This window comes from Frigoribacterium sp. Leaf263 (genome assembly GCF_001422285.1).
Lineage (GTDB): Bacteria > Actinomycetota > Actinomycetes > Actinomycetales > Microbacteriaceae > Frigoribacterium.
In genome coordinates this window covers 771627-790573 of the sequence record NZ_LMMO01000001.1, presented here as the reverse complement: position 1 = coordinate 790573, position 18947 = coordinate 771627, and the positions used below count along the sequence as shown (strand labels likewise).

General features: G+C 71.5%; 16 protein-coding genes and 1 tRNA gene. 4 read left to right on the top strand and 13 right to left on the bottom strand.

Features of this window, described 5'->3' with window-relative positions; translation table 11 throughout:
- Positions 1 to 27: 27 nt before the first annotated feature.
- Positions 28 to 2010, bottom strand: a complete 1983-nt coding sequence (locus ASF17_RS03595; protein WP_055795273.1) for an APC family permease — start codon at positions 2008 to 2010, stop codon at positions 28 to 30.
- Positions 2011 to 2261: 251 nt separating this feature from the next.
- Here ASF17_RS03595 and ASF17_RS03590 point away from each other — a divergent pair, with 251 nt between their 5' ends.
- Positions 2262 to 2717: a hypothetical protein gene (locus ASF17_RS03590; RefSeq protein ID WP_055795271.1), complete on the top strand. Its 456-nt coding sequence runs from the start codon at positions 2262 to 2264 to the stop codon at positions 2715 to 2717.
- Between the two features lie 38 nt (positions 2718 to 2755).
- On the opposite strand, the gene ASF17_RS03585 is transcribed toward ASF17_RS03590, so the two are convergent.
- The 7 genes from ASF17_RS03585 to ASF17_RS03555 all read right to left on the bottom strand — a co-directional run bounded on the left by ASF17_RS03585 (position 2756) and on the right by ASF17_RS03555 (position 11638).
- Positions 2756 to 3481, bottom strand: a complete 726-nt coding sequence (locus ASF17_RS03585; protein WP_055795269.1) for a response regulator — start codon at positions 3479 to 3481, stop codon at positions 2756 to 2758.
- Positions 3478 to 6039: a sensor histidine kinase gene (locus tag ASF17_RS03580; protein WP_055795267.1), complete on the bottom strand. Its 2562-nt coding sequence runs from the start codon at positions 6037 to 6039 to the stop codon at positions 3478 to 3480. Before ASF17_RS03580 ends, ASF17_RS03585 begins: the two co-directional genes overlap by 4 nt.
- Positions 6040 to 6149: 110 nt before the next feature.
- Positions 6150 to 6239, bottom strand: a tRNA-Ser gene (locus tag ASF17_RS03575).
- A 521-nt stretch (positions 6240 to 6760) separates the two neighbouring features.
- On the bottom strand, positions 6761 to 8467 hold the full coding sequence (locus ASF17_RS03570; protein WP_055795266.1) for a glycoside hydrolase family 13 protein: 1707 nt from the start codon (positions 8465 to 8467) through the stop codon (positions 6761 to 6763).
- A 65-nt stretch (positions 8468 to 8532) separates the two neighbouring features.
- The gene (locus ASF17_RS03565) at positions 8533 to 9459 is read right to left on the bottom strand and encodes a carbohydrate ABC transporter permease (protein ID WP_082475013.1); all 927 of its coding nucleotides are present in this window, start codon (positions 9457 to 9459) and stop codon (positions 8533 to 8535) included.
- A complete protein-coding gene (locus ASF17_RS03560; protein WP_055795264.1) occupies positions 9459 to 10352 on the bottom strand; it encodes a carbohydrate ABC transporter permease in 894 nt (297 codons plus the stop codon). Before ASF17_RS03560 ends, ASF17_RS03565 begins: the two co-directional genes overlap by 1 nt.
- On the bottom strand, positions 10349 to 11638 hold the full coding sequence (locus ASF17_RS03555; RefSeq protein WP_200913417.1) for an ABC transporter substrate-binding protein: 1290 nt from the start codon (positions 11636 to 11638) through the stop codon (positions 10349 to 10351). Before ASF17_RS03555 ends, ASF17_RS03560 begins: the two co-directional genes overlap by 4 nt.
- 140 nt (positions 11639 to 11778) lie before the next feature.
- On the opposite strand from ASF17_RS03555, the gene ASF17_RS03550 reads away from it, so the two are divergent.
- Positions 11779 to 13044: an ROK family protein gene (locus tag ASF17_RS03550; protein ID WP_055795260.1), complete on the top strand. Its 1266-nt coding sequence runs from the start codon at positions 11779 to 11781 to the stop codon at positions 13042 to 13044.
- 142 nt (positions 13045 to 13186) lie between these two features.
- Complete coding sequence (locus tag ASF17_RS03545) at positions 13187 to 13444, top strand: hypothetical protein (RefSeq protein WP_156357274.1); 258 nt, start codon at positions 13187 to 13189, stop codon at positions 13442 to 13444.
- Here ASF17_RS03545 and ASF17_RS03540 read toward each other — a convergent pair.
- On the bottom strand, positions 13435 to 14628 hold the full coding sequence (locus ASF17_RS03540; RefSeq protein WP_055795256.1) for a mannosyltransferase family protein: 1194 nt from the start codon (positions 14626 to 14628) through the stop codon (positions 13435 to 13437). The two genes, ASF17_RS03545 and ASF17_RS03540, sit on opposite strands and share 10 nt — an antisense overlap.
- A gap of 238 nt (positions 14629 to 14866) precedes the next feature.
- A complete protein-coding gene (locus ASF17_RS03535) occupies positions 14867 to 15430 on the bottom strand; it encodes a TetR/AcrR family transcriptional regulator (RefSeq protein ID WP_055795254.1) in 564 nt (187 codons plus the stop codon).
- Positions 15431 to 15532: 102 nt separating this feature from the next.
- On the opposite strand from ASF17_RS03535, the gene ASF17_RS03530 reads away from it, so the two are divergent.
- The gene (locus ASF17_RS03530; RefSeq protein WP_082475012.1) at positions 15533 to 16996 is read left to right on the top strand and encodes an MFS transporter; all 1464 of its coding nucleotides are present in this window, start codon (positions 15533 to 15535) and stop codon (positions 16994 to 16996) included.
- Positions 16997 to 17009: 13 nt separating this feature from the next.
- Here the strand turns inward: ASF17_RS03530 and aqpZ are convergent, their stop codons facing one another.
- The 3 genes from aqpZ to ASF17_RS03515 all read right to left on the bottom strand — a co-directional run bounded on the left by aqpZ (position 17010) and on the right by ASF17_RS03515 (position 18792).
- A complete protein-coding gene (gene aqpZ / locus ASF17_RS03525) occupies positions 17010 to 17789 on the bottom strand; it encodes an aquaporin Z (protein ID WP_082475011.1) in 780 nt (259 codons plus the stop codon).
- 56 nt (positions 17790 to 17845) lie between these two features.
- Positions 17846 to 18235 carry a phage holin family protein gene (locus ASF17_RS03520; RefSeq protein WP_055795252.1) on the bottom strand — a complete coding sequence of 130 codons (390 nt, stop codon included), beginning with the start codon at positions 18233 to 18235 and terminating at the stop codon, positions 17846 to 17848.
- Positions 18236 to 18354: 119 nt separating this feature from the next.
- Positions 18355 to 18792 carry an Asp23/Gls24 family envelope stress response protein gene (locus tag ASF17_RS03515; RefSeq protein ID WP_055795249.1) on the bottom strand — a complete coding sequence of 146 codons (438 nt, stop codon included), beginning with the start codon at positions 18790 to 18792 and terminating at the stop codon, positions 18355 to 18357.
- Between the last annotated feature and the right edge of the window lie 155 nt (positions 18793 to 18947).

Below are 18947 nucleotides of genomic sequence, written 5' to 3'. Positions count from 1 at the left end.
CAGGACTCGCGCCGCAGGACGCGCAGGTCAGCTGACGTGCACGTCCGGCCGGCGCGAGCGGTGCGGCTCGGCCTGGCGCAGCACCTCGCGGGTGACGGGGGCGACCTCGCCCGCCCCCGTCACGAGGAACCGGCCCATGTTCGACAGCGGGCTGCCCTCGGTCCACTCGAAGTAGATGTCGGGCACGACGCCGGTCTCGTCGCGGATCGCGAGCAGCACCGATGCGATCGTGTTCGGCACCGCGCCGCTCGTCACGCGCAGCACGCGGTAGCCGTGCACGACGCAGCCGGTGACGACGAGGTCCTCCTCGAAGTCGGACGAGTCGCCGGGGTGCACCTCCAGGAAGATGACGGGAGAGCGCTGCGGGATCCCGCTGTAGCGGCGTTCGGCGCTGAGCTTCTTCTTGTAGATCTCGGCGACCTCGCGCCCGGGCTCGTGGGCGATGACGCGGATCGAGCCGTACTCGTCGGCGTCCTCGCGCACGTACCCGAGCGAGGTGTCGTCGAACGAGATGGACGTGGCCCGCAGCTGGAACGACCGCCGCACCCGGGAGAACAGCGACACGGCCATGATCCCCACGATGAAGATCGCGGCGATCTTGACGCCGTCGGGGCGTTCGACGACGTTGACGACGGTCGTGTAGACGAAGACCAGGGCGATGGCGCCGAAGCCGATCGTGCGCTTGGGCTGCCGGGCCCGTCGGGCCGAGAGGGTGACCGCGACGGAGGCGCTGGTGATCAGCACGAGCACTCCCGTCGCGTAGGCCCCACCCTGGGCGTCGACGTCGGCGTCGAACACGATCGTGATGATGAACGCGACGACGGTGAAGACGAGCACGAGCGGCCTGACGGCGCGAGCCCACTGCGGCGCCATGCCGTAGCGCGGCAGGTAGCGGGGCACGAGGTTCAGCAGGCCGGCCATGGCCGACGCCCCGGCGAACCAGAGGATGCAGATCGTGCTGACGTCGTAGAGCGTGCCGAAGCCGTCGCCCAGGTACTCGTGCGCGAGGTAGGCCAGCGCGCGGCCGTTCGCCGAGCCTCCCGCCTGAAACTCCGCCTGCGGGATCAGCAGCGTCGTGACGAAGCTCGACAGGATGAGGAACGAGCTCATGATGATGGCGGCGGTCGTCAGCAGGCGGCGGGCGCCCCGGATGCGCCCCGTCGGCCGCTCGTCGGTGTCGGAGGCGTCGCCGGTGATCTGCGGCATGACCGCGACGCCGGTCTCGAAGCCCGACAGGCCGAGGGCGAGCTTCGGGAACACGATCAGGGCGATCCCGACCATGACGACCGGGTTGCCGTGCTGCACCGTGAGTGCCTGCCACCAGTTCCCGATCACGACCGTGTCTTCGGCGACGTGGAAGATCGAGACGGCGATGACGACGAGGTTCAGCGTCAGGAACACCCCGACGAGCACCACGGCGATACCGATCGCCTCTTTGAAGCCTCGGAGGAACACCGCTGCGAGCAGAGCCACGAGGAAGAGCGTGATGGGCACCTCCGCGCCGTGGAACCACGCGGGCGCGAACGGGTTCTCGACCGCGTGAGCCGTCGCGTCGGCCGCCGACAGGGTGATGGTGATCATGAAGTCCGTCGCGGCGAACCCGAGCAGCACGAGTACGAAGAGCTTGCCGCCCCACCATGGCAGCAGTCGCTCGAGCATGGCGATCGACCCCTCACCGCGCGGGCTCTCGCGGGCGACCCGGCGGTAGACGGGCAGGGCGCCGAGCAGGGTGAGCGCGATGAGCACGATGGTCGCCAGCGGCGACAGCAGGCCGGCGGCGACCGCGGCGATCGCCGGCTGGTAGCCGAGCGTCGAGAAGTAGTCGACGCCGGTCAGGCACATGACGCGCCACCACGAATGCGTCTTCTCGACCTTCTCGGCGTGGGGCCCCTGGTGGGCGCCCGAGTTCTCGGTCAGACCGTCGAGCAGCCAGTTCCGGAGGCGCGAGTCACCCGGTCGCGTCGGCTGCGGTTCGAGCGCATCGCCGTCGCGACCGCTTCTCTCAGACACTGTTGACACGGCGGACCTCTCGATCGCGCCCTCGGCGGACGCTCCGTCAGGCTATGCGGGCGAGCGACAGCGCCAGCCCCCAAAAGCGCGAGGAAACCGTAAGGATTCTCGCCCCAGGCCCGAACCTCCCGCTGACATGACACCCGATAGCATGACGCAAGCGCATCTGGAGTCGAGACCTCACCCGGTGGCCGAATTCGACCTTCGTGACGCACCAGCCCCGGCGCCGTCGTCTAGCGGTCGTTGTCGGCATGGCGGCGGCGCTGCCGTTCGCGGGGTGCTCCACCTCGGAGCCTCGCGCAGGGGCCGACTTCTGTCAGCCGTTCGCGGCCGCCTGGCACGACTACGTCGACCGCCGCGGTGGTGCGCGGCCGGCGGATCAGAGGCTCGACGCGTCCGAGGGACGGCACGACGCGCTCGCAGCCCGCGACGCCCTCCGCCAGGACTGGAACGACCTGGTCGGGGGACCGACACGACCGTCCGCCGCCGTCGTCGAGTCCATCCGGACTCTCGACCGCAACCTGGTGACGGCCTGGTCCGGCGGTGGGCTGGGTGTCCGAGCCCAGGCGGACGCCGTCGACTCGTTCAGAAACGGTCTGGATGCCGTGGCGGCGGCGTGTGCACGCGGCGGTGCGACCGTGCAGATCGAGACGATCGAGGTGCCGCTGACCGCTCCGACGACGCCATCGCCGCCTCCGGACGAGTGATGGGTCCTGACGGGGTGCCCAGGAGGGTCGGCGCGGTATCAGCCCTCGACCGCAGCCGGGTCGACCGGCCCGGCGGGCTCATCCGGCTCGAAGCGGTACCCCATGCCGAGCACGGTCACGAGGTACCGGGGCGAGGCCGGCACGGGTTCGAGCTTCTTGCGCAGCTGGGCGAAGTAGAGGCGGAGGTAGCCGGTGTCCTTCGCATGGAAGGGGCCCCAGACCTGGGTGAGGATCGTCTCGCGCGTGATCAGCTTGCCGGGGCTGTGCAGCAGCAGCTCGACGATCTTCCACTCCGTGGGAGTCAGCCGCACGGGCTCGCGCACGGCGCCCCGCTCGACCGTCTTCGCCGACAGGTCGACGCGCACGTCGCCGAACGTCGTCACGGGCTGCTCGTCGTCGGCTCCCGAGGGCAGACGGCGGGTCTGGGCGCGGATGCGCGCCAGCAGCTCCTCCATCGCGAACGGCTTGGTGACGTAGTCGTCGGCGCCGGCGTCGAGCGCCTCGACCTTGTCGGCCGCGTCGGTTCGGCCCGACACCACCAGGATGGGCACCGTCGACCAGCCGCGCAGCCCGGCGATGACCTCGACGCCGTCGAGTCGAGGCATCCCGAGGTCGAGCATCACGAGGTCGGGGTGCTCCGTGGCCGCCAGGTCGAGGGCGGTGCGACCGTCGCCGGCCGTCACGATCTCGTAGCCGCGCGCGCCGAGGGTGACCTTCAGCGCACGCAGGATCTGCGGGTCGTCGTCGGCGATCAGGATCTTCACGGTGCCTCCTCGCCGACCGTAGCCGACGCGACCGACTCGGCACGCGCCTCCGGCGTAGGGATTCCGTGAGGATCGCGATCGACCGCGGCGAGCGAGACGACCATCGTGAGACCGCCCCCGGGGGTGTCGTCGAGCGCGAGCGTGCCGCCCATCGCCTCGACGAACCCCTTGCTCAGCGCGAGTCCGAGACCGAGCCCGGTCGCGTTGTCGGTGTCGCCGAGCCGCTGGAACGCCACCATGATCTCGTCCCGTCGATCGGCGGGCACCCCGGGCCCCCGGTCGACCACGCGGATCTCGACGCGGCCTCCGAACACGCTCGACGAGATCCGCGCCCGCTCCCCCGTCGGCGAGTAGCGCAGGGCGTTGTCGAGCAGGTTCACCAGCACGCGCTGCAGCAGCACGGCGTCGGCCCGGACCGCCGGCACGGCCGTCCGCAGCGAGAGCTCGACGTCGTCGGGTCCGAGACCCAGCTCGTCGAGCGCCCCCATGACGACCTCGTCGACGTCGACGTCGGCGGGGGTGACGGCCAGGGCACCCGCCTGCACGCGGCTGACGTCGAGCAGGTTCGTGACGAGCGTCGAGAGCGAGTCGAGGCTCTCGTGCGCGGTCGACAGCAGCTCGTCGCGGTCGGCGTCGCTCCAGCGCACGTCGCTCTGACGCAGCCCGCTGACGGCCGCGGTCGCCGCCGCGAGGGGCCTACGCAGATCGTGTCCCACCGCGGCGAGCAGCGCGCTGCGCATCCGGTCGACCTCGGCCAGCGGCCCGACCTCGCCGGCCGTGCGGCTGAGGGCGGAGTGCTCGAGGGCGGCCTCGACCTGCGCGGCGACGACGCCGAGCAGACGACGGTCGGCCGCGGTGACGTCGCCCGTCACCTCGAGAGCGGTGCCGTCGCCCACCGGGAGGCGCGTGACCGGGCCGGCCACCGCCTCCTGCCCGGTGCTCTGCAGCTCGCGCTCCCCCGAGCCCGTGTCGGTCACGATGCGGACGCGGCTGAGCCCGAAGGCCTCGCGGGTGCGCGTGATGACGGCCTGCAGGGCTCCCTCGCCGCGGATGACGCTGCCCGCGATGGTCGCGAGCAGCTCGGTCTCGGCGAGCGCCCGGGCGGCGGCCCGCGACCGCCGTGCCGCCTGGTCGACCACCCAGCTGACCAGCGTCGCGTTGACGAGGTAGAGCACGAGTGCCAGCAGATGCAGCGGCTGGGCGATGGTGAGGCTGTAGATCGGGGCGATGAAGTAGACGTCGAGGATGATGCCCGACAGCAGCCCGGCGAACAGCGCCGGCCAGAGACCGCCGGTCACCGCGACGACGAGCACGAGCAGCTGCAGGAGGAGGACGTCGCCGGCGATGCCGTCCTCCGTCCGGTTGTTCGTCAGCAGCCAGGTGAGCAGCGGCCCGCCCGCGAGGGCGAGCACGAAGCCGGCGACGACGCGACGGGGCGAGAGGGCGCCGCCGAGACGAGGCAGGCGCGAACGACCGCCCGCCGCCGAGTGCGTGACGATGTGGACGTCGATGCGACCCGACTCGCGGATCACCGTCGCGCCGATGCCGGGGCCGCTGATGGCGGTGGCGAGCCGGCCGCGTCGGCTGACGCCGATCACGAGCTGCGAGGCGTTCGCGGCCCGAGCGAAGTCGACGAGCGCCCGGGGCACGTCCGAGCCGACGACCTGGTGGTACGTGCCACCGGCCTTCTCGACGAGTGCGCGCTGGGCCGCGAGGGCCCCGGGCTCGCCCTGCGCCAGCCCGTCGGGGCTGCTGACGTGGACGGCGATGAGCTCGCCGCCCGACGACCGGGCGGCGACGCGGGCCGCCCGGCGGATGAGCGTCTCGCCCTCGGGCCCCCCGGTGAGTCCGACGACGATGCGCTCGCGCGCCTCCCAGTGGCTGTCGATGCCGTGCTCGTCGCGGTAGGCCCTCAGGGCGCTGTCGACCTCGTCGGCGAGCCAGAGCAGCGCGAGCTCGCGGAGGGCCGTCAGGTTGCCCAGTCGGAAGTAGTTCGAGAGGGCGGCGTCGATGCGGTCGACGGGGTAGACGTCGCCGGCGGCGAGGCGGTCGCGGAGCGCCTGCGGCGCGAGGTCGACGACCTCCACCTGGTCGGCGTCCCGCAGCACGGCGTCGGGCACGGTCTCGCGCTGACGGGCGCCCGTGATCTCCTCCACGACGTCGCCGAGCGATTCGATGTGCTGCACGTTGACCGTCGACACGACGTCGATGCCCGCGTCGAGGAGCGCCTGCACGTCGTGCCAGCGCTTGGCGTTCGTCGAGCCGGGGGCGTTGGTGTGCGCGAGCTCGTCGACGAGGGCCAGCTGGGGGCGGCGCGCGAGCACGGCCTCGAGATCCATCTCGTCGAGCACGACCCCGCGGTGCGTGCGGATGCTGCGCGGCACGATCTCGAGGTCGCCGATCACGGCGGCGGTGGCCGCCCGCCCGTGCGTCTCGACGACGGCGACGACGACGTCCTTGCCCTCGGCCGCGAGCCGGGCGCCCTCTTCGAGCATCGTGTACGTCTTGCCCACCCCGGGCGCGGCCCCGAGCAGCACCCTCAACCGACCGTGCGTCATGCGGCCAGCATCGCACCTCGGCGCTCACCCCGCGGACGAGCCGACGATGCCTGTCAAAGCGAAGGACCCCGTGAACTGATCTGGCGAGATCACAACTCAACGGGGTCCAGCGGAGCCGGTGGGATTTGAACCCACGGTTCCCACAAAGGGAACTCCACCTTAGCAGGGTGGTGCACTAGGCCGAACTATGCGACGGCTCCATCACGCGTCGCAGAGCGAACGCGCTCGACAAGCATACCCGGAGTCGGGGGCGAAGCGAACCGCGCCTCCTCGGCCATCCCACAGCCCCGGAACGGCGCGGGTCTCACCCGCGACAGGCGGCAGGTTCACCCGACGACCCCCCGCTCGGGGGACACGATCGGGCTTGTCCCCCCATATGCGGACCCATAGAGTACCCCTTGACGCCGGCGACGGCCGAGGCACACCTGATCCGACAGCACGGATCGCGCTCCCCCCGGCGCATGGGTCTCGACCAGCGGACGTCGCCGTGCCCGGTCGCCCCCCGACCTGGGCGACGCCCCCGAAGACGTCGCTCTGCGGGCACTCTCGCCGTCATCGTGGACGGCGCACCGACGCCCTGCGGTGCCGCCCCTGATCCCGGCACCGCAGGGCACTCATACGTGCCGGTTCGGGCCGCCGTGTGGGACCCGGTCGTCCCGGTGAGCTGGTTACTCACCGGGACGGCCCTTGGCCCGAGCGACGCCGAGGAGGCGCGGTGCGACTACGCCCGCAGCCAGACCGCCGTCTCGCCCGGCAGCACCGAGTCGGAGCCGGCCTCGCCGAGCGGACCGCTCGCGACGAGCACCTCGCCGGCGGGCAGCGCCACCGGGGTCGGTCCGAAGTTGCAGACCACGTGCCAGCCGCCGGGGCGGGAGAAGTGCAGCACCTGCGGCTCGGCCCCGGCCACGGCGCCCGTGTCGGCCACCGCCTCCCAGGTCAGGGTCTCGTCGGTCTGCAGCTCGCGTCGCGCCGCGAGCGCCGCGCGATAGAGGGAGAGCGTCGAGGCCGGGTCGTCGTCTTCGGCCTCGACCGAGAAGTCGCCGAACCACGCCGGCTGCGGCAGGTGCGCCGGGCCGGGGCCGAAGCCGAACGACTCGCCCGAGCGCTCCCACGGCAGCGGCACGCGGCAGCCGTCACGACCGACGTCGACGCCCGGGTTGCGGAAGAACGCCGGGTCCTGGCGCTGCGCCTCGGGGATGTCGCCGACCTCGGGCAGCCCGAGCTCCTCGCCCTGGTAGATGTACGCCGAGCCCGGCAGGCCGAGCATGAAGAGCGACGCGGCGCGCGCGCGACGGAGTCCGCGCTCGGCGTCGACCTCGGACGCGTCGCCCCCGGCGAGCAGCCACTCGGCGCCCTGCTTGATCTCACGGCCCGCCAGCGGGGGCAGCCCGTAGCGGGTCGGGTGCCGCACCACGTCGTGGTTTGAGAAGACCCAGGTGGTCGACGACCCGGACTCCTCGGCGGCCTTGAGGTTGAACGTGATGATGTCGTGGAACGACTCGGCGTCGAAGTCCGCCTCGAGCAGGTCGAAGTTGAACGCCTGACCGAGACCCGACGCGCTGGCGTACTTCGCACGACGGGCGGGCTCGACCCAGGCCTCGGCCACGGCCGTGCGGGGCGGGTCGTACGAGTCGAAGACCTCGCGCCAGGTGGCGTAGATCTCGTGCACGGCGTCGCGGTCCCACAGGGGGTGGTCGCCGTCGGCCTTCGGCAGGGCGTCGAGCTCGGCCTTCGAGGGCAGCACCTCGGGCAGGCTCTTCGCGAGACCGTGCGCGACGTCCACGCGGAACCCGTCGACCCCGCGATCCGACCAGAACCGCAGCGTCGTCAGGAAGTCCTCGCGCACCTCGTCGTTGTCCCAGTCCCAGTCGGGCTGCTCGCTCGCGAACGAGTGCAGGTACCACTGACCATCGGCGACGCGCGTCCAGGCCGGGCCGCCGAAGATCGAGGTCCAGTCCGACGGCGGCAGCTCGCCGCTCTCGCCGAGACCGTCTCGGAAGATGTAGCGGGCGCGGGCCGGCGATCCGGCGGGCGCCGCCAGAGCCTCCTGGAACCAGACGTGCCGGTCGGAGGAGTGGTTCGGCACGAGGTCGACGATCACCTTGATGCCCGCGCCGTGCAGCGCCGTGATCATCTCGTCGAACTGGGCGAGCGTGCCGATCTTCGGGTCGACGTCGCGGTAGTCGTCGACGTCGTAGCCGCCGTCGGCGAGGGCCGACGGATAGAACGGGCTGAGCCAGACCGCGTCGACGCCGAGCGTCGTCAGGTACGGCACCTTGGCGGTGATGCCGGGCAGGTCGCCGATCCCGTCGCCGTTCGAGTCGGCGAAGCTGCGGGGGTAGATCTGGTAGACGGCCGCCTGGCGCCACCAGGTCGCGTCGTCGGTCAGCAGCTCGGTCGTGGGTGAGGTCTGGAGCGTGTCGGTCATCGAGGAGCGACGTCCTTTCGAGGGGTGGGGTGATCAGGAGGCGCGGGTCGGGGAACGGGGCGGGTCTACTTGATCGCGCCCTGCGTCACCCCGGCCATCACCCAGCGCTGGGTGACGAGGTAGACGACGATCGCCGGGGCCATCGCCATGAGGTACGAGGCGAAGGCGACGTTGTAGTCGTTGCTGAACTGGGTCTGGAAGATCTGCTGCAGCACCGGGAGCGTCTGCAGCGACGGGTCGGCGGTGATCAGGGACGGCATCGCGAAGTCGTTCCACGATGCCAGGAACGCGAAGATCCCGACCGTCGCGCTCATGGGGGCGAGCAGCGGGAAGACCAGCCGCCAGAAGACCTGCCAGGTGCTCGCGCCGTCGAGGCGCGCGCTCTCTTCGAGCTCTTCAGGCAGCGAGCGGAGGAACGCCGTGAACAGCAGCATCGAGAACGACAGCTGGAACATGATGTGCAGCACCGCGACGCCGCCGGGGTTGTCGAGCCCGACCAGCCCGGTGAGCTTGATCTGCGACAGCGCCACCACGGGGAACGGCAGGAACATCGCCGCGAGGAGGTAGAAGAACGAGTACCGGAAGAGCTTGCGATCCCAGTTGCGCGAGATCGCGTACGACGCCATCGACGCGAGCACCACGGTGCCGATCACCGTGGCCGCGGTCACGAGCGTCGAGATCGCGAACGCCCGCGGGAAGTCGGTCAGCCGCCACGCCGCCGCGAAGTTCGTGAGGTCGAGAGGAGCCGGCAGGCTGAACGCGTTGCCGTCGACCGCCTGCGCGCTCGTCTTGAGCGCCATCGTCACCGTCACGTAGATCGGCACGAGCACGGTGAGCGAGGCGAGGGCGAGCAGCACCGTGACGAGACGGTTGGGTCGCTCCTGACCGACCCGGCCACGACGGCGACGGGTGGGGGCGTCGGCGTCGCGACCCGCGCCTCCGGGGGTCGGCGCGTCGGACAGGGTCGGAGTGACGAGAGCAGTGTCAGCCATCAGACGGCCGCCTTTCCGCGGGTGATCCGGAGTTGCACGAGGGCGATCGCCACGGCGATCAGGAAGAAGATCGTCGCGTTGGCCATCTGGTACGCGTAGTCGCCGCCGGTGAAGCCCGAGAAGATCGTCATCGCGATGCTGCGGGTCGACGTGCCCGGCCCGCCGTTCGTGAGGCCGACGATGATGTCGTACGAGTTCAGGAAGTTCTTGAAGCCGATGATCGTGTTGATGACGATGTACCCGGCGACGAGCGGCAGGGTGATCGACTTCAGCTGCTTCCAGCCCGAGGCGCCGTCGAGAGCGCCGGCCTCGTAGACCTCGCCCGGGATGGCGAGCAGACCGGCGATGTAGATGAGCAGCGTGCTCGGGATCGCCTGCCACGCGGTCACGATGACGATGCCGATCCAGGCGGTGTCGGCGTTCGCCAGGATGCTGTCGCGCAGCGAGTCGATGCCCAGCGCCGCACCGAGGGCCGGCACCGAGTTCGAGAACAGGAAGTTGAAGACGAACGCGATGATGATGCCCGAGATGACCATCGGGATGACGAACACGGCCCGGAGGGCGTTCTTCGCCGAGATCCGCGAGGTCAGCCCGATCGCCAGCAGCAGCGCGATCACGTTGACGGCGAGCACGGTCACGAGGGCGAAGCCCATCGTGAAGCCGTACGAGCCGAGGATCGCCGGGTCGGTCGCCATGGCCACGTAGTTCGTGACCCCGACCATGTCGAAGTCGCCGAATCCGATCGAGTTCGTGAAGCTGAAGAACACGCCCATCGCGGCCGGCAGCGTGATGGCGAGGGTGAACATCGCCAGCGTCGGCAGCAGGAAGAGGTAGAAGACCGGGTCGGTCCGCCTGCCGCGGCGTCGCGGCACTGCCTTGTCGACGGCGCTCATGCGCGGAGCGCCAGACGACGCCAGTCGGCGTCCATCGTGCGGAGCGTGCCTTGGGCGCTCGCCCCCGTGACGATCCCCTGCACGTAGTTCTCGGCGGGGATGGTCAGCGGGATCGCCTTCGAGGCGCCCTGGTAGAAGCGGGCCTCGTCGTAGTAGGTCTGCATGCCGACGATCCGCTCGTCGGTGACCGGCGGCGCGGTGGTCGTCGTGCCGAAGGCGAGGAAGTCGCGGTTGTACGCGTCATGGATGTCGGGCTGCATGAGATAGCTCAGGAACTCTCTGGCCGCGCTCTTCTTGCTCGACGACTCGGGCACCCAGAGCGCGAGGTCGAGGTTGACGCGGACCTTGCGGTCGTCGGGGTCGGCGGTCATGGGCAGGGGGAAGGTGCCGATCCGGGCGTCGGGGTTCGACTTCGAGATCTCGCCGAGCGCCCAGGGACCCTGCATGAGCATCGCGGCCTGACCTTCGGCCATCGCGAGGTTGCCGTCGCCGTAGCCGCGGCTGTTGCGGTTCGGGTTCGAGAGACCCGCGAGCTGGATCATGCGGTCGACCGGCTCGGCGAAGTCCTTCTCGAACGACACCGAGCCCGTCCGTCCGACGGCCGTGCCCTCGGCGTTCATCCGCTCGTAGAAGTCGGCCACGTCGAGCATCCCGCCCGTCGTGTAGTCGAACAGGCCCTGCGCGACCGTCCACGGCTCTTTGAAGGTGCTGTAGATCGGCGTGACCCCGGCGCTCGTGAAGGTCTGGCAGGCCTCGAGGAACTCCTCCCACGTGGTGGGCACCTCGACGCCGCGGTCGGCGAACAGCCGCTGGTCGTAGATGACCGACGCGGCCGTGATCGAGTACGGCAGCACGCTCGTCCGGCCCGGGTAGGTCGCGTACTGGTCGACGAGCTGCTGCACCTCGGGGCGGATCGTCGCCGCCTCGGGCATGTCGCTCAGGTCGCTCAACGCCCCCCGCTCCATGAAGCGGGCCATCTCGAGGTTGTAGGTGAAGGCCGCGATGTCGGGCGGGTTGCCGCGGACGAAGCCGGCCGCGATGCCCGAGGTCGAGTCGTGCACCACGCGGATCGACGACTGCGACGCGTTGAAGCGGTCGACGAGGTCCGAGAAGTAGCCGATCGCCTCGGGCTTGGTCTGGTAGAAGGTGATCTCGGTCCGCCCGCCGGAGCGGACTCCCGAGGGGGCGCAGCCAGCCAGCAGCAGGGCCGCCCCGGCGGCGCCGATGCCGCCGAGGAGAGCGCGGCGGCTGAGGCCGGCTCCCGAGGGCAAGGGGGGTGTGGGCACGTCGTCGTCTCCCGGGTCGCGACCGGGCGTCGCTGCCGGGTCGAGTTGATCAGGTGTCTAGATTTAGACACTAGATCAATTCGGCGCGTGGCACCATGGGGTGTCCCGATCACGGGGCCACCGGAGCCGAGGAGGCGCGCATGACCCCCACGAGACGGGTCGCGTCGTCGAACGGGGTCGCCACCCCCAACGGGGTCACCTCGCCGAGCGTGCTGCGCCGGATGAACGCGACCGAGGTGCTCCGGCACGCCTGGAGCGCCGACGCGCTGACGGCGAGCGATCTCATCGCCTTGACCGGTCTGACGAGGTCGACGGTGATCGGGGTCTGCGACGAGCTCATCGACCGCGGCTGGCTGCGCGTGCTCGCCGACGCCCGCTCGACCGGCGACTACCGCACGGGTCGACCCGCGCGGCGTTACGCGCTCGACGTCCGCGCCGGTCACGTGGTCGGCGTGGACGCCGGTCAGCACCACATGACCGCGGTCGTCGCCGATCTGCGCGGGCACGTGGTCGGCCGCGTGGCGCGGCGGATCGACCCCGCGGGCTCGTCGGGCGACCGCCGACTGGCCGTGTCGCGCCTCGTCGACGACGTCCTGCTCGAGTCGGGCGTCGACCCGGTCGACGTGCTCGCGATCGCCCTCGGGGTGCCGGCCCCGGCGAACGCCGAGGGCCGATCGCCGAACGAGGTCGGCGCCGACTTCTGGACCCACATGAACCCTGACTTCGTCGGACTCTTCGCGGCGCGGGGGTGGATGGTCGTCGTCGAGAACGACGCGAACCTCGCCGCCGTGGCCGAGGCCGCCGCGTCGGCCCCCGCGGCGTCCGCCGGCGACGCGCGCGCCCTCTCGTTCGTGACCCTGCTGGCCGGCGAGCGGTTCGGCGCCGGGTTCGTGCTCGACGGGTCGCTCGTGCGGGGCAGCCGCGGGGCGGCGGGCGAGATGCGCCTCCTCGACCTGGTGCAGGGCGTCGAGTCGGCCGACGGGATCGGCGCCGTGCTGCGCGAGTCCGTGAGACTCGCGCGGTCGTTGCGCACCATCCCCGCAGGGTCGCCGCTGAACGGCCTCCCCGACGACGAGCTCGAGGCCCCCGCGGTGCTGGCGGCGGCCGACGCCGGCGACGCGACCGCCCTGCGACTCGTCGAGCGCGCCGCCGAGCGCCTCGGCCGCGTGTGCGCCGTGCTCAGCGGCATGCTCGACGTCGACCGGATCGTCGTCGCGGGCGCCCTCGCACCGTCGATCGGGCTGCTTCTCGAGCGGACCACCCCCTGGCTGAGCCACTTCACGCACCGCGATGCGCCCGAGGTCGTCGCATCGACCCTCGGCGACCAGGTGGTGACGCTCGGCGCGGTCGAGCGGGCCGTCGCGCACGTCCGCGAGCACGCCTTCGACGTGACCGTCGGCGGGTGACCCCGGCGCTGTCCGCGATGCGAGTGCGGCCGGTCCGATAGCCCCACGGCGTCGCGCGACGCGTCATCGACCGCCTAGCGTGGCCTGGCGCCGTGCCGGATCAGCCGGCGCCCGAGGCGAGAACCGACGAGACGAGCACCGCATGAGGACCACCACCCTGCACATCGACGGGCAGTCGTTCTTCCTCGACCCCGAACTCGACACCGCGAGCCTGCGGGCCGAGATCCTGGCCGGCAGCGAGAACCCGGCCTTCGTCGAGTTCTCCGCCCTCGGTCGCGGCGAGGTGTCGGTCCTCGTCTCGCCGCGGACGTCCGCGCGGTTCGAGATCGCGGACATCCAGCTGGACTTCGGCGACGACGACCCGGAGCACGGCGACGGCGGCGCCCCGGCTCAGGGGTAGCCGACGAACCAGAGCAGCACCACGGCGACGGGCTGCAGGGTGACGCCCGCGGCGAGCAGCGATCTCCGGAGGCGCGGTGACGCGGCGATCGCGGGGTGCCCGAGCAGCGGCGCGACCGGCATGAGCAGCCGCGGCAGACTCTGCTGCGGCAGGAACACCGCCACGAGGTAGAGCACGTACGCGGCCGAGTACGACCACACCTCGACGCCGAGCGCCCGGGTCGACCGCTTCGCGAAGAAGCGGACCGCGAGCGCCAGCACGGCGAGCACGAGCACCGCCCCCGCGACGCCGAGGAACGTCGTCGCCATGACGAACCACGGGGTGAGGGGCACGAAGTGCTGCCGCCCGACGAATCCGACCCACCACGACAGCTCGGTGTCGACGTAGGCCCCGGGGCGCCCGGTGACGGCGTCGGCGATGACCGGCCACGCGAGACCCGCCGCCGCGACGACGAGGCCCGTGACGACGAGTGCGGCCCTCTCGCGCCTCCGGAAGCCCTCCCTCTCGCGGACGAGTCGGACGATCCCGGTCACCGCGAGACCGAGGGCGAGGGCGAGCACCCCGGGGCGGGTGAAGGCGGCGACGACGGCGAACGGCAGCATCAGCAGGTACCGGCGGCGGATCATCATCAGCAGCGCCGCGAACACGAGCATCAGCATCAGGCTCTCGGCGTAGGCGACCTGAAGCACGAAGGCCGTCGGGCCGAAGCAGAAGAGGGCGACGGCCCACATCGCGTTCGGGGCGCCGACCGTCTCGGTGACGATGCGGTGCAGGAGGACGGCGGCACCGCCTCCGGCGATCGTGGCGACGACGAGTCCGATCGCGAAGAACGCGTTGCCCGCCAGGTCGACGCCCAGCACCGTCGCGACGAACCGCACCACGGCCGGGAACACCGGCAGGAACGCCCAGGGGTTGACGGCTACCTCGCCCTGCTCGTCGAGGGGCAGCTCGGTCGGGTAGCCCTGCTGGGCGATCGTCCGATAGAAGCTGGCGTCCCACGAGCCCGAGAACGACGCGAACGACGGGTCGCTCCGCCGACTCGCGAACTCCCACCCCTGCGAGGTCGCCAGGGCGAAGAGCCCCCCGAGCCAGGCGCTCGAGACGAGCCGCGACAGGGCGTAGAGCACCAGCACGACCACCACCGGCGGGGCCGACTTCACCCGGGTCGCGACGGTCTGCAGCACGCAGCGAGCCTAGGGCGTCGGCGCCGGGGTACAGCGGCCCTGAGAAGGTCGTGGGACGAACCGCGAGGCCCCCGGGCGGGGCGCAGGGCGAACGAGGCGGCGTTCGTCGCCCAGAAGGAGGCACCCGATGTCAGGCCCCATTCCCCGAGCCATCATGCAATCAGCCGCCGACATCGGCGCCGACCTCACCGGATGGCGGAAGGTCCTCGGACTGACGGCCGACTGAGCGGTCGCTCGACTACGCGGGGCCGAGGAGGCGCGCCACGACCTCGCGGACGATGGCGCGCTGAGCGTCGAGACCGGGCCCGTCGTGGCGGTCGTGCGGGAGCCCCGGCAGTTGCATCCAGGCCGTGGCGATCGACAGCACGAGAGCGAAGAGGTCGTCGGGCGACCAGTCGACCCGGTCGCCGACCAGACGGTCGAGATGACCGACGGAGGTGCGGCGCACCTCGTCGAGGACGGCGAACGACGACGCCCAGTCGTGCCGCTGCTCGAGCCGGGCCCAGCCGAGCAGCCGGTGGTTCTCGGGATGCGCCACGAGGTGGTCGAAGATCGCGACGGCGAAGTCGGGCGCGGTGGCGAACGGCGGGGCCGCGGCCTCGCCGAGTGCGGCGAACGAGTGGTTCAGCACCGCGGTGAACAGCGCCTCCTTGTCGCCGAAGTGGGCGTACAGGCGCTCTTTGCTGCAGCCGGCCGCGGTGGCGATGCGGTCGACCCGGGCCCCGGCGAGACCGTGCTCGGCGAACTCCGCCGTCGCCGCCGCGAGGATGCGGCGGCGCGTCTCGTCAGCGTCGTAGGCCATGAGATGACCGTAGCCGCTTACGAGCCAACCAACCAGTAGGTAGTATCGATCCGTCCACGACGGCCGCCGCCTCGTCGTGCGGCACCCCAGACCAGGAGAACAGTGACTACCTCACAAGCAACGCCCGCCACCGGCGCGAACCGCACCGCGCCTCCCTCGTCCCGCCGCTGGTGGGTGCTCGTCATCGTCGGGCTCGCCCAGCTCGTCGTCGTGCTCGACGGCACGATCGTCAACATCGCGCTGCCCCAGGCTCAGGCCGAGCTCGGCCTGAGCGACGAGAACCGCCAGTGGGTCGTCACGGCCTACGCCCTCGCCTTCGGCGCCCTGCTGCTGCTCGGCGGACGCATCGCCGACTTCTGGGGACGCAAGCGCACCTTCATCGTCGGCATGATCGGCTTCGGCGCGGCCTCGGCCTTCGGCGGACTCGTCTCGACCGGCGAGCTGCTCGTCACGGCCCGCGCCCTGCAGGGCGTCTTCGCCGCGCTGCTCGCACCGGCCGCCCTCGCCGTCCTCACCACCACCTTCGACCGCGGGCGCGAGCGCAACACCGCCTTCGCCGTCTTCGGCGCCATCTCGGGTGCCGGCGCGGCCGTCGGCCTCGTGCTCGGCGGCGTGCTGACCGAGTTCGTCAGCTGGCGCTGGTGCCTGCTCGTCAACGTGCCGATCGTGATCGTCGCGATCATCGCCGCCGCGCTCGTCGTGCGCGAGAGCAAGGCCGAGGGCGACAACCGCCTCGACGTCGCAGGAACCATCGTCGTCGCGCTCGGACTCGCCTCGCTCGTCTACGGCTTCACGCAGGCCGAAGACGGCTGGGGCTCGGCCGTGGTCATCGGCTTCATCGCACTGGGCGCCGGCCTGCTGGCTCTGTTCGTGCTGATCCAGAAGCGCAGCGACCACCCCCTCCTGCCGCTCGGCGTGCTGACGAACCGGGTGCGCGGCGGGGCGTTCCTCGTGCAGCTGATCGTCGGCAGCGTCATGATCGGCGCCCTCCTCTACCTGACGTTCCACCTGCAGATCGTGCTCGGCTTCGGGCCCCTCGAAGCCGGTCTCGCCACGCTGCCGATGACCCTCGTCATCATGGTGATGGCGCCGATCCTGACGAAGCTGCTGCCGGTCGTCGGCCCGCGCATCCTCATGATCGTCGGCCCGATCGTGGCCGCCGCCGGTCTCTTCTGGCTGTCGTTCATCACGGTCGACGGCGCCTACGCGACGCACGTGCTGCCCGCGCTGATCGTGATGGGCGTCGGCCTCGCCGGCATCTTCGTGCCGATGCAGAACCTCGCCCTCGCCGGCGTCGCCCCGCACGAGGCCGGAGCCGCGAGCGCGACCTCGAACGCGATGATGCAGATCGGCGGCTCGATCGGCCTCGCGGTCTACACGAACCTGTACGCCTCGGCCGTGGCCGGCAGCGACCTGCAGGGACTCGGCACCCTCGTCGACGGCTACCAGGCCGCGTTCGTCGGCGCCGCGATCGCCGCCCTCATCGCCGCTCCGATCAGCTTCTTCATGATCCGCGGCTCGAAGGAGGACCTGCTGCCCTCCGGCCCCGTCGTGCACATGGGCTGAGGCCCGCCCGCGCTCAGCGGCGGCGCAGCAGCAGCGTGGCCCCGCCCGCGATCACGGCGCCCGCGAGCGGCGCCACGATGAACACCCACAGCTGGCCGAGGGCGTCCGGCCCGGCGACGACGGCCGCCGCGATCGAGCGGGCCGGGTTCACCGACGTGTTGCTGACCGGGATGCTGATCAGGTGCACGAGCGTCAGCGTCAGGCCGATCGCGAGCGGGGCGATCGCCTTGTACTCGGACTTCGCGGTGACCGACAGGATGACCCCGACGAACACGGCGGTCAGCACGACCTCCGCGAGGAGCACCGCGCCCAGCCCGAACCCGCCGGGCGACGAGGCGCCGAAGCCGTTCGAGGCGAAGCCCGACTCGCGGGCGGTGTCGAGGTAGCCCGCCGGTCCGCCGGCCGCGACGGCGGCGACCACGCCCGCACCCGCGAGCCCGCCGACGATCTGGGCGATGACGTACCCGGGCACGTGCCTCCACTCGGTCCGGCCCGCGACGGCGAAGCCGAGGGTCACGGCGGGGTTGAAGTGGCCGCCCGAGATGTGGCCGACCGCGTAGATGCCGGCCATGACGCTGAGGCCGAAGGCCAGCGCGACGCCGACGAACCCGACGCCGAGGGTGTTCGCCTCGTCGGGGAAGGACGACGCGTAGACGGCCGTGCCGACGCCGCCGACGACGAGGAGGAACGCGCCGAAAGCCTCGGAGGCGTAGCGCGCGCCTCCCGAGTACGTCTCGGCGCTCCGGGTGCGCTGCTCGGTGGTGGATCGGCTGACGGGCTTTCTGTTCGACATGGGGCTGTGCTCTCGGGTTCGGTGGGGCGGGAGGGGACGAGGAGGCGCGGGTCGGCCTAGTCGCGTCGGGTGAGGTCGCGGACGGTGTCGCGGGGCACCGGCGGCACGCCGCGCTTGAGACCGCGGAGACCCCCCGCGAGCACCAGGGCGGTGACGACGGCGAAGACGGCGGACACGACGAGCGTCGCCGACCAGAGCGGCAGCACGAGCGCGAGGGCCACGACGCCGGCGGCGGCGATCAGGGTCGTGGTGACGAGCGCGAGGACGGCGCCCACGACGACGAGGACGATGCCGGTCCGTGCGTCACGAGCCCGCCCGGTGATCTCGTCGCGGGCCGCGCCGATCTCGGTGCGGACCGCCCGGATGACGGGGTCGATGGCCTTGCTGCCGATCTGGCCGCGGAGGCGGTCGGCGAAGGAGGTCTCGGGGGTGCTGTCGTCGGTCATGGTGGCTCCTGGTTCGAGGGTCTGAGGGGTCTGCGGGCACGCGGACGGCCCCCGCCCAGGGGTGGGCGGGGGCCGTCCGGAGGGTCACCGGCCGTTCGGCCGGAGGGTGTCGCGAGCGACTACTGGACGCGGCTGTCGTCGGCGTCGTCGGCGTCGTCCGAGGGGATGTGCACGTCGGAGATGGTCACGTTGACCTCGGCGACCTCCATGCCGACGACCTGCGTGATCGCCTGCGTGACGGCCTGGCGCACGTCGTCGGCGACCTTCTGCAGCTCGACGGGGTACTCGGCGACGATGACGATGTCGGCCGCGACCTGCTTCTCGCCGACCTCGACCGAGACGCCCTGGCCGCGGTCCTGCTGGTTGATCGCGTTGCGGATCGCGCCGATCGCACGGGCCGCGCCGTTGCCGAGGTCGTGGACCCCGGGCACCTCACGAGCAGCGATCCCCGCGACCTTCGACACGACGCCGTCGACGATGGTGTTCTTGCCGGCCGCGTCGGAGGCGGTGTGCTTGGCGGCGGCGGTCCCGGTGGTGGCGGGGGTGACGTTGCTCATGGTTTCTCCTTGTTTCGTTCCTGACGACTCCGGGGCGAGCGGCCCCGGCGTCGAGTCCGTGAAGCGGACACATCATTCAGACGCATCGAGCCCTGCCCACGTCATGGCCCTTCAGCGAGCTTCCAGACAGATGGCGCGGCGCACTCGTTTCGCGG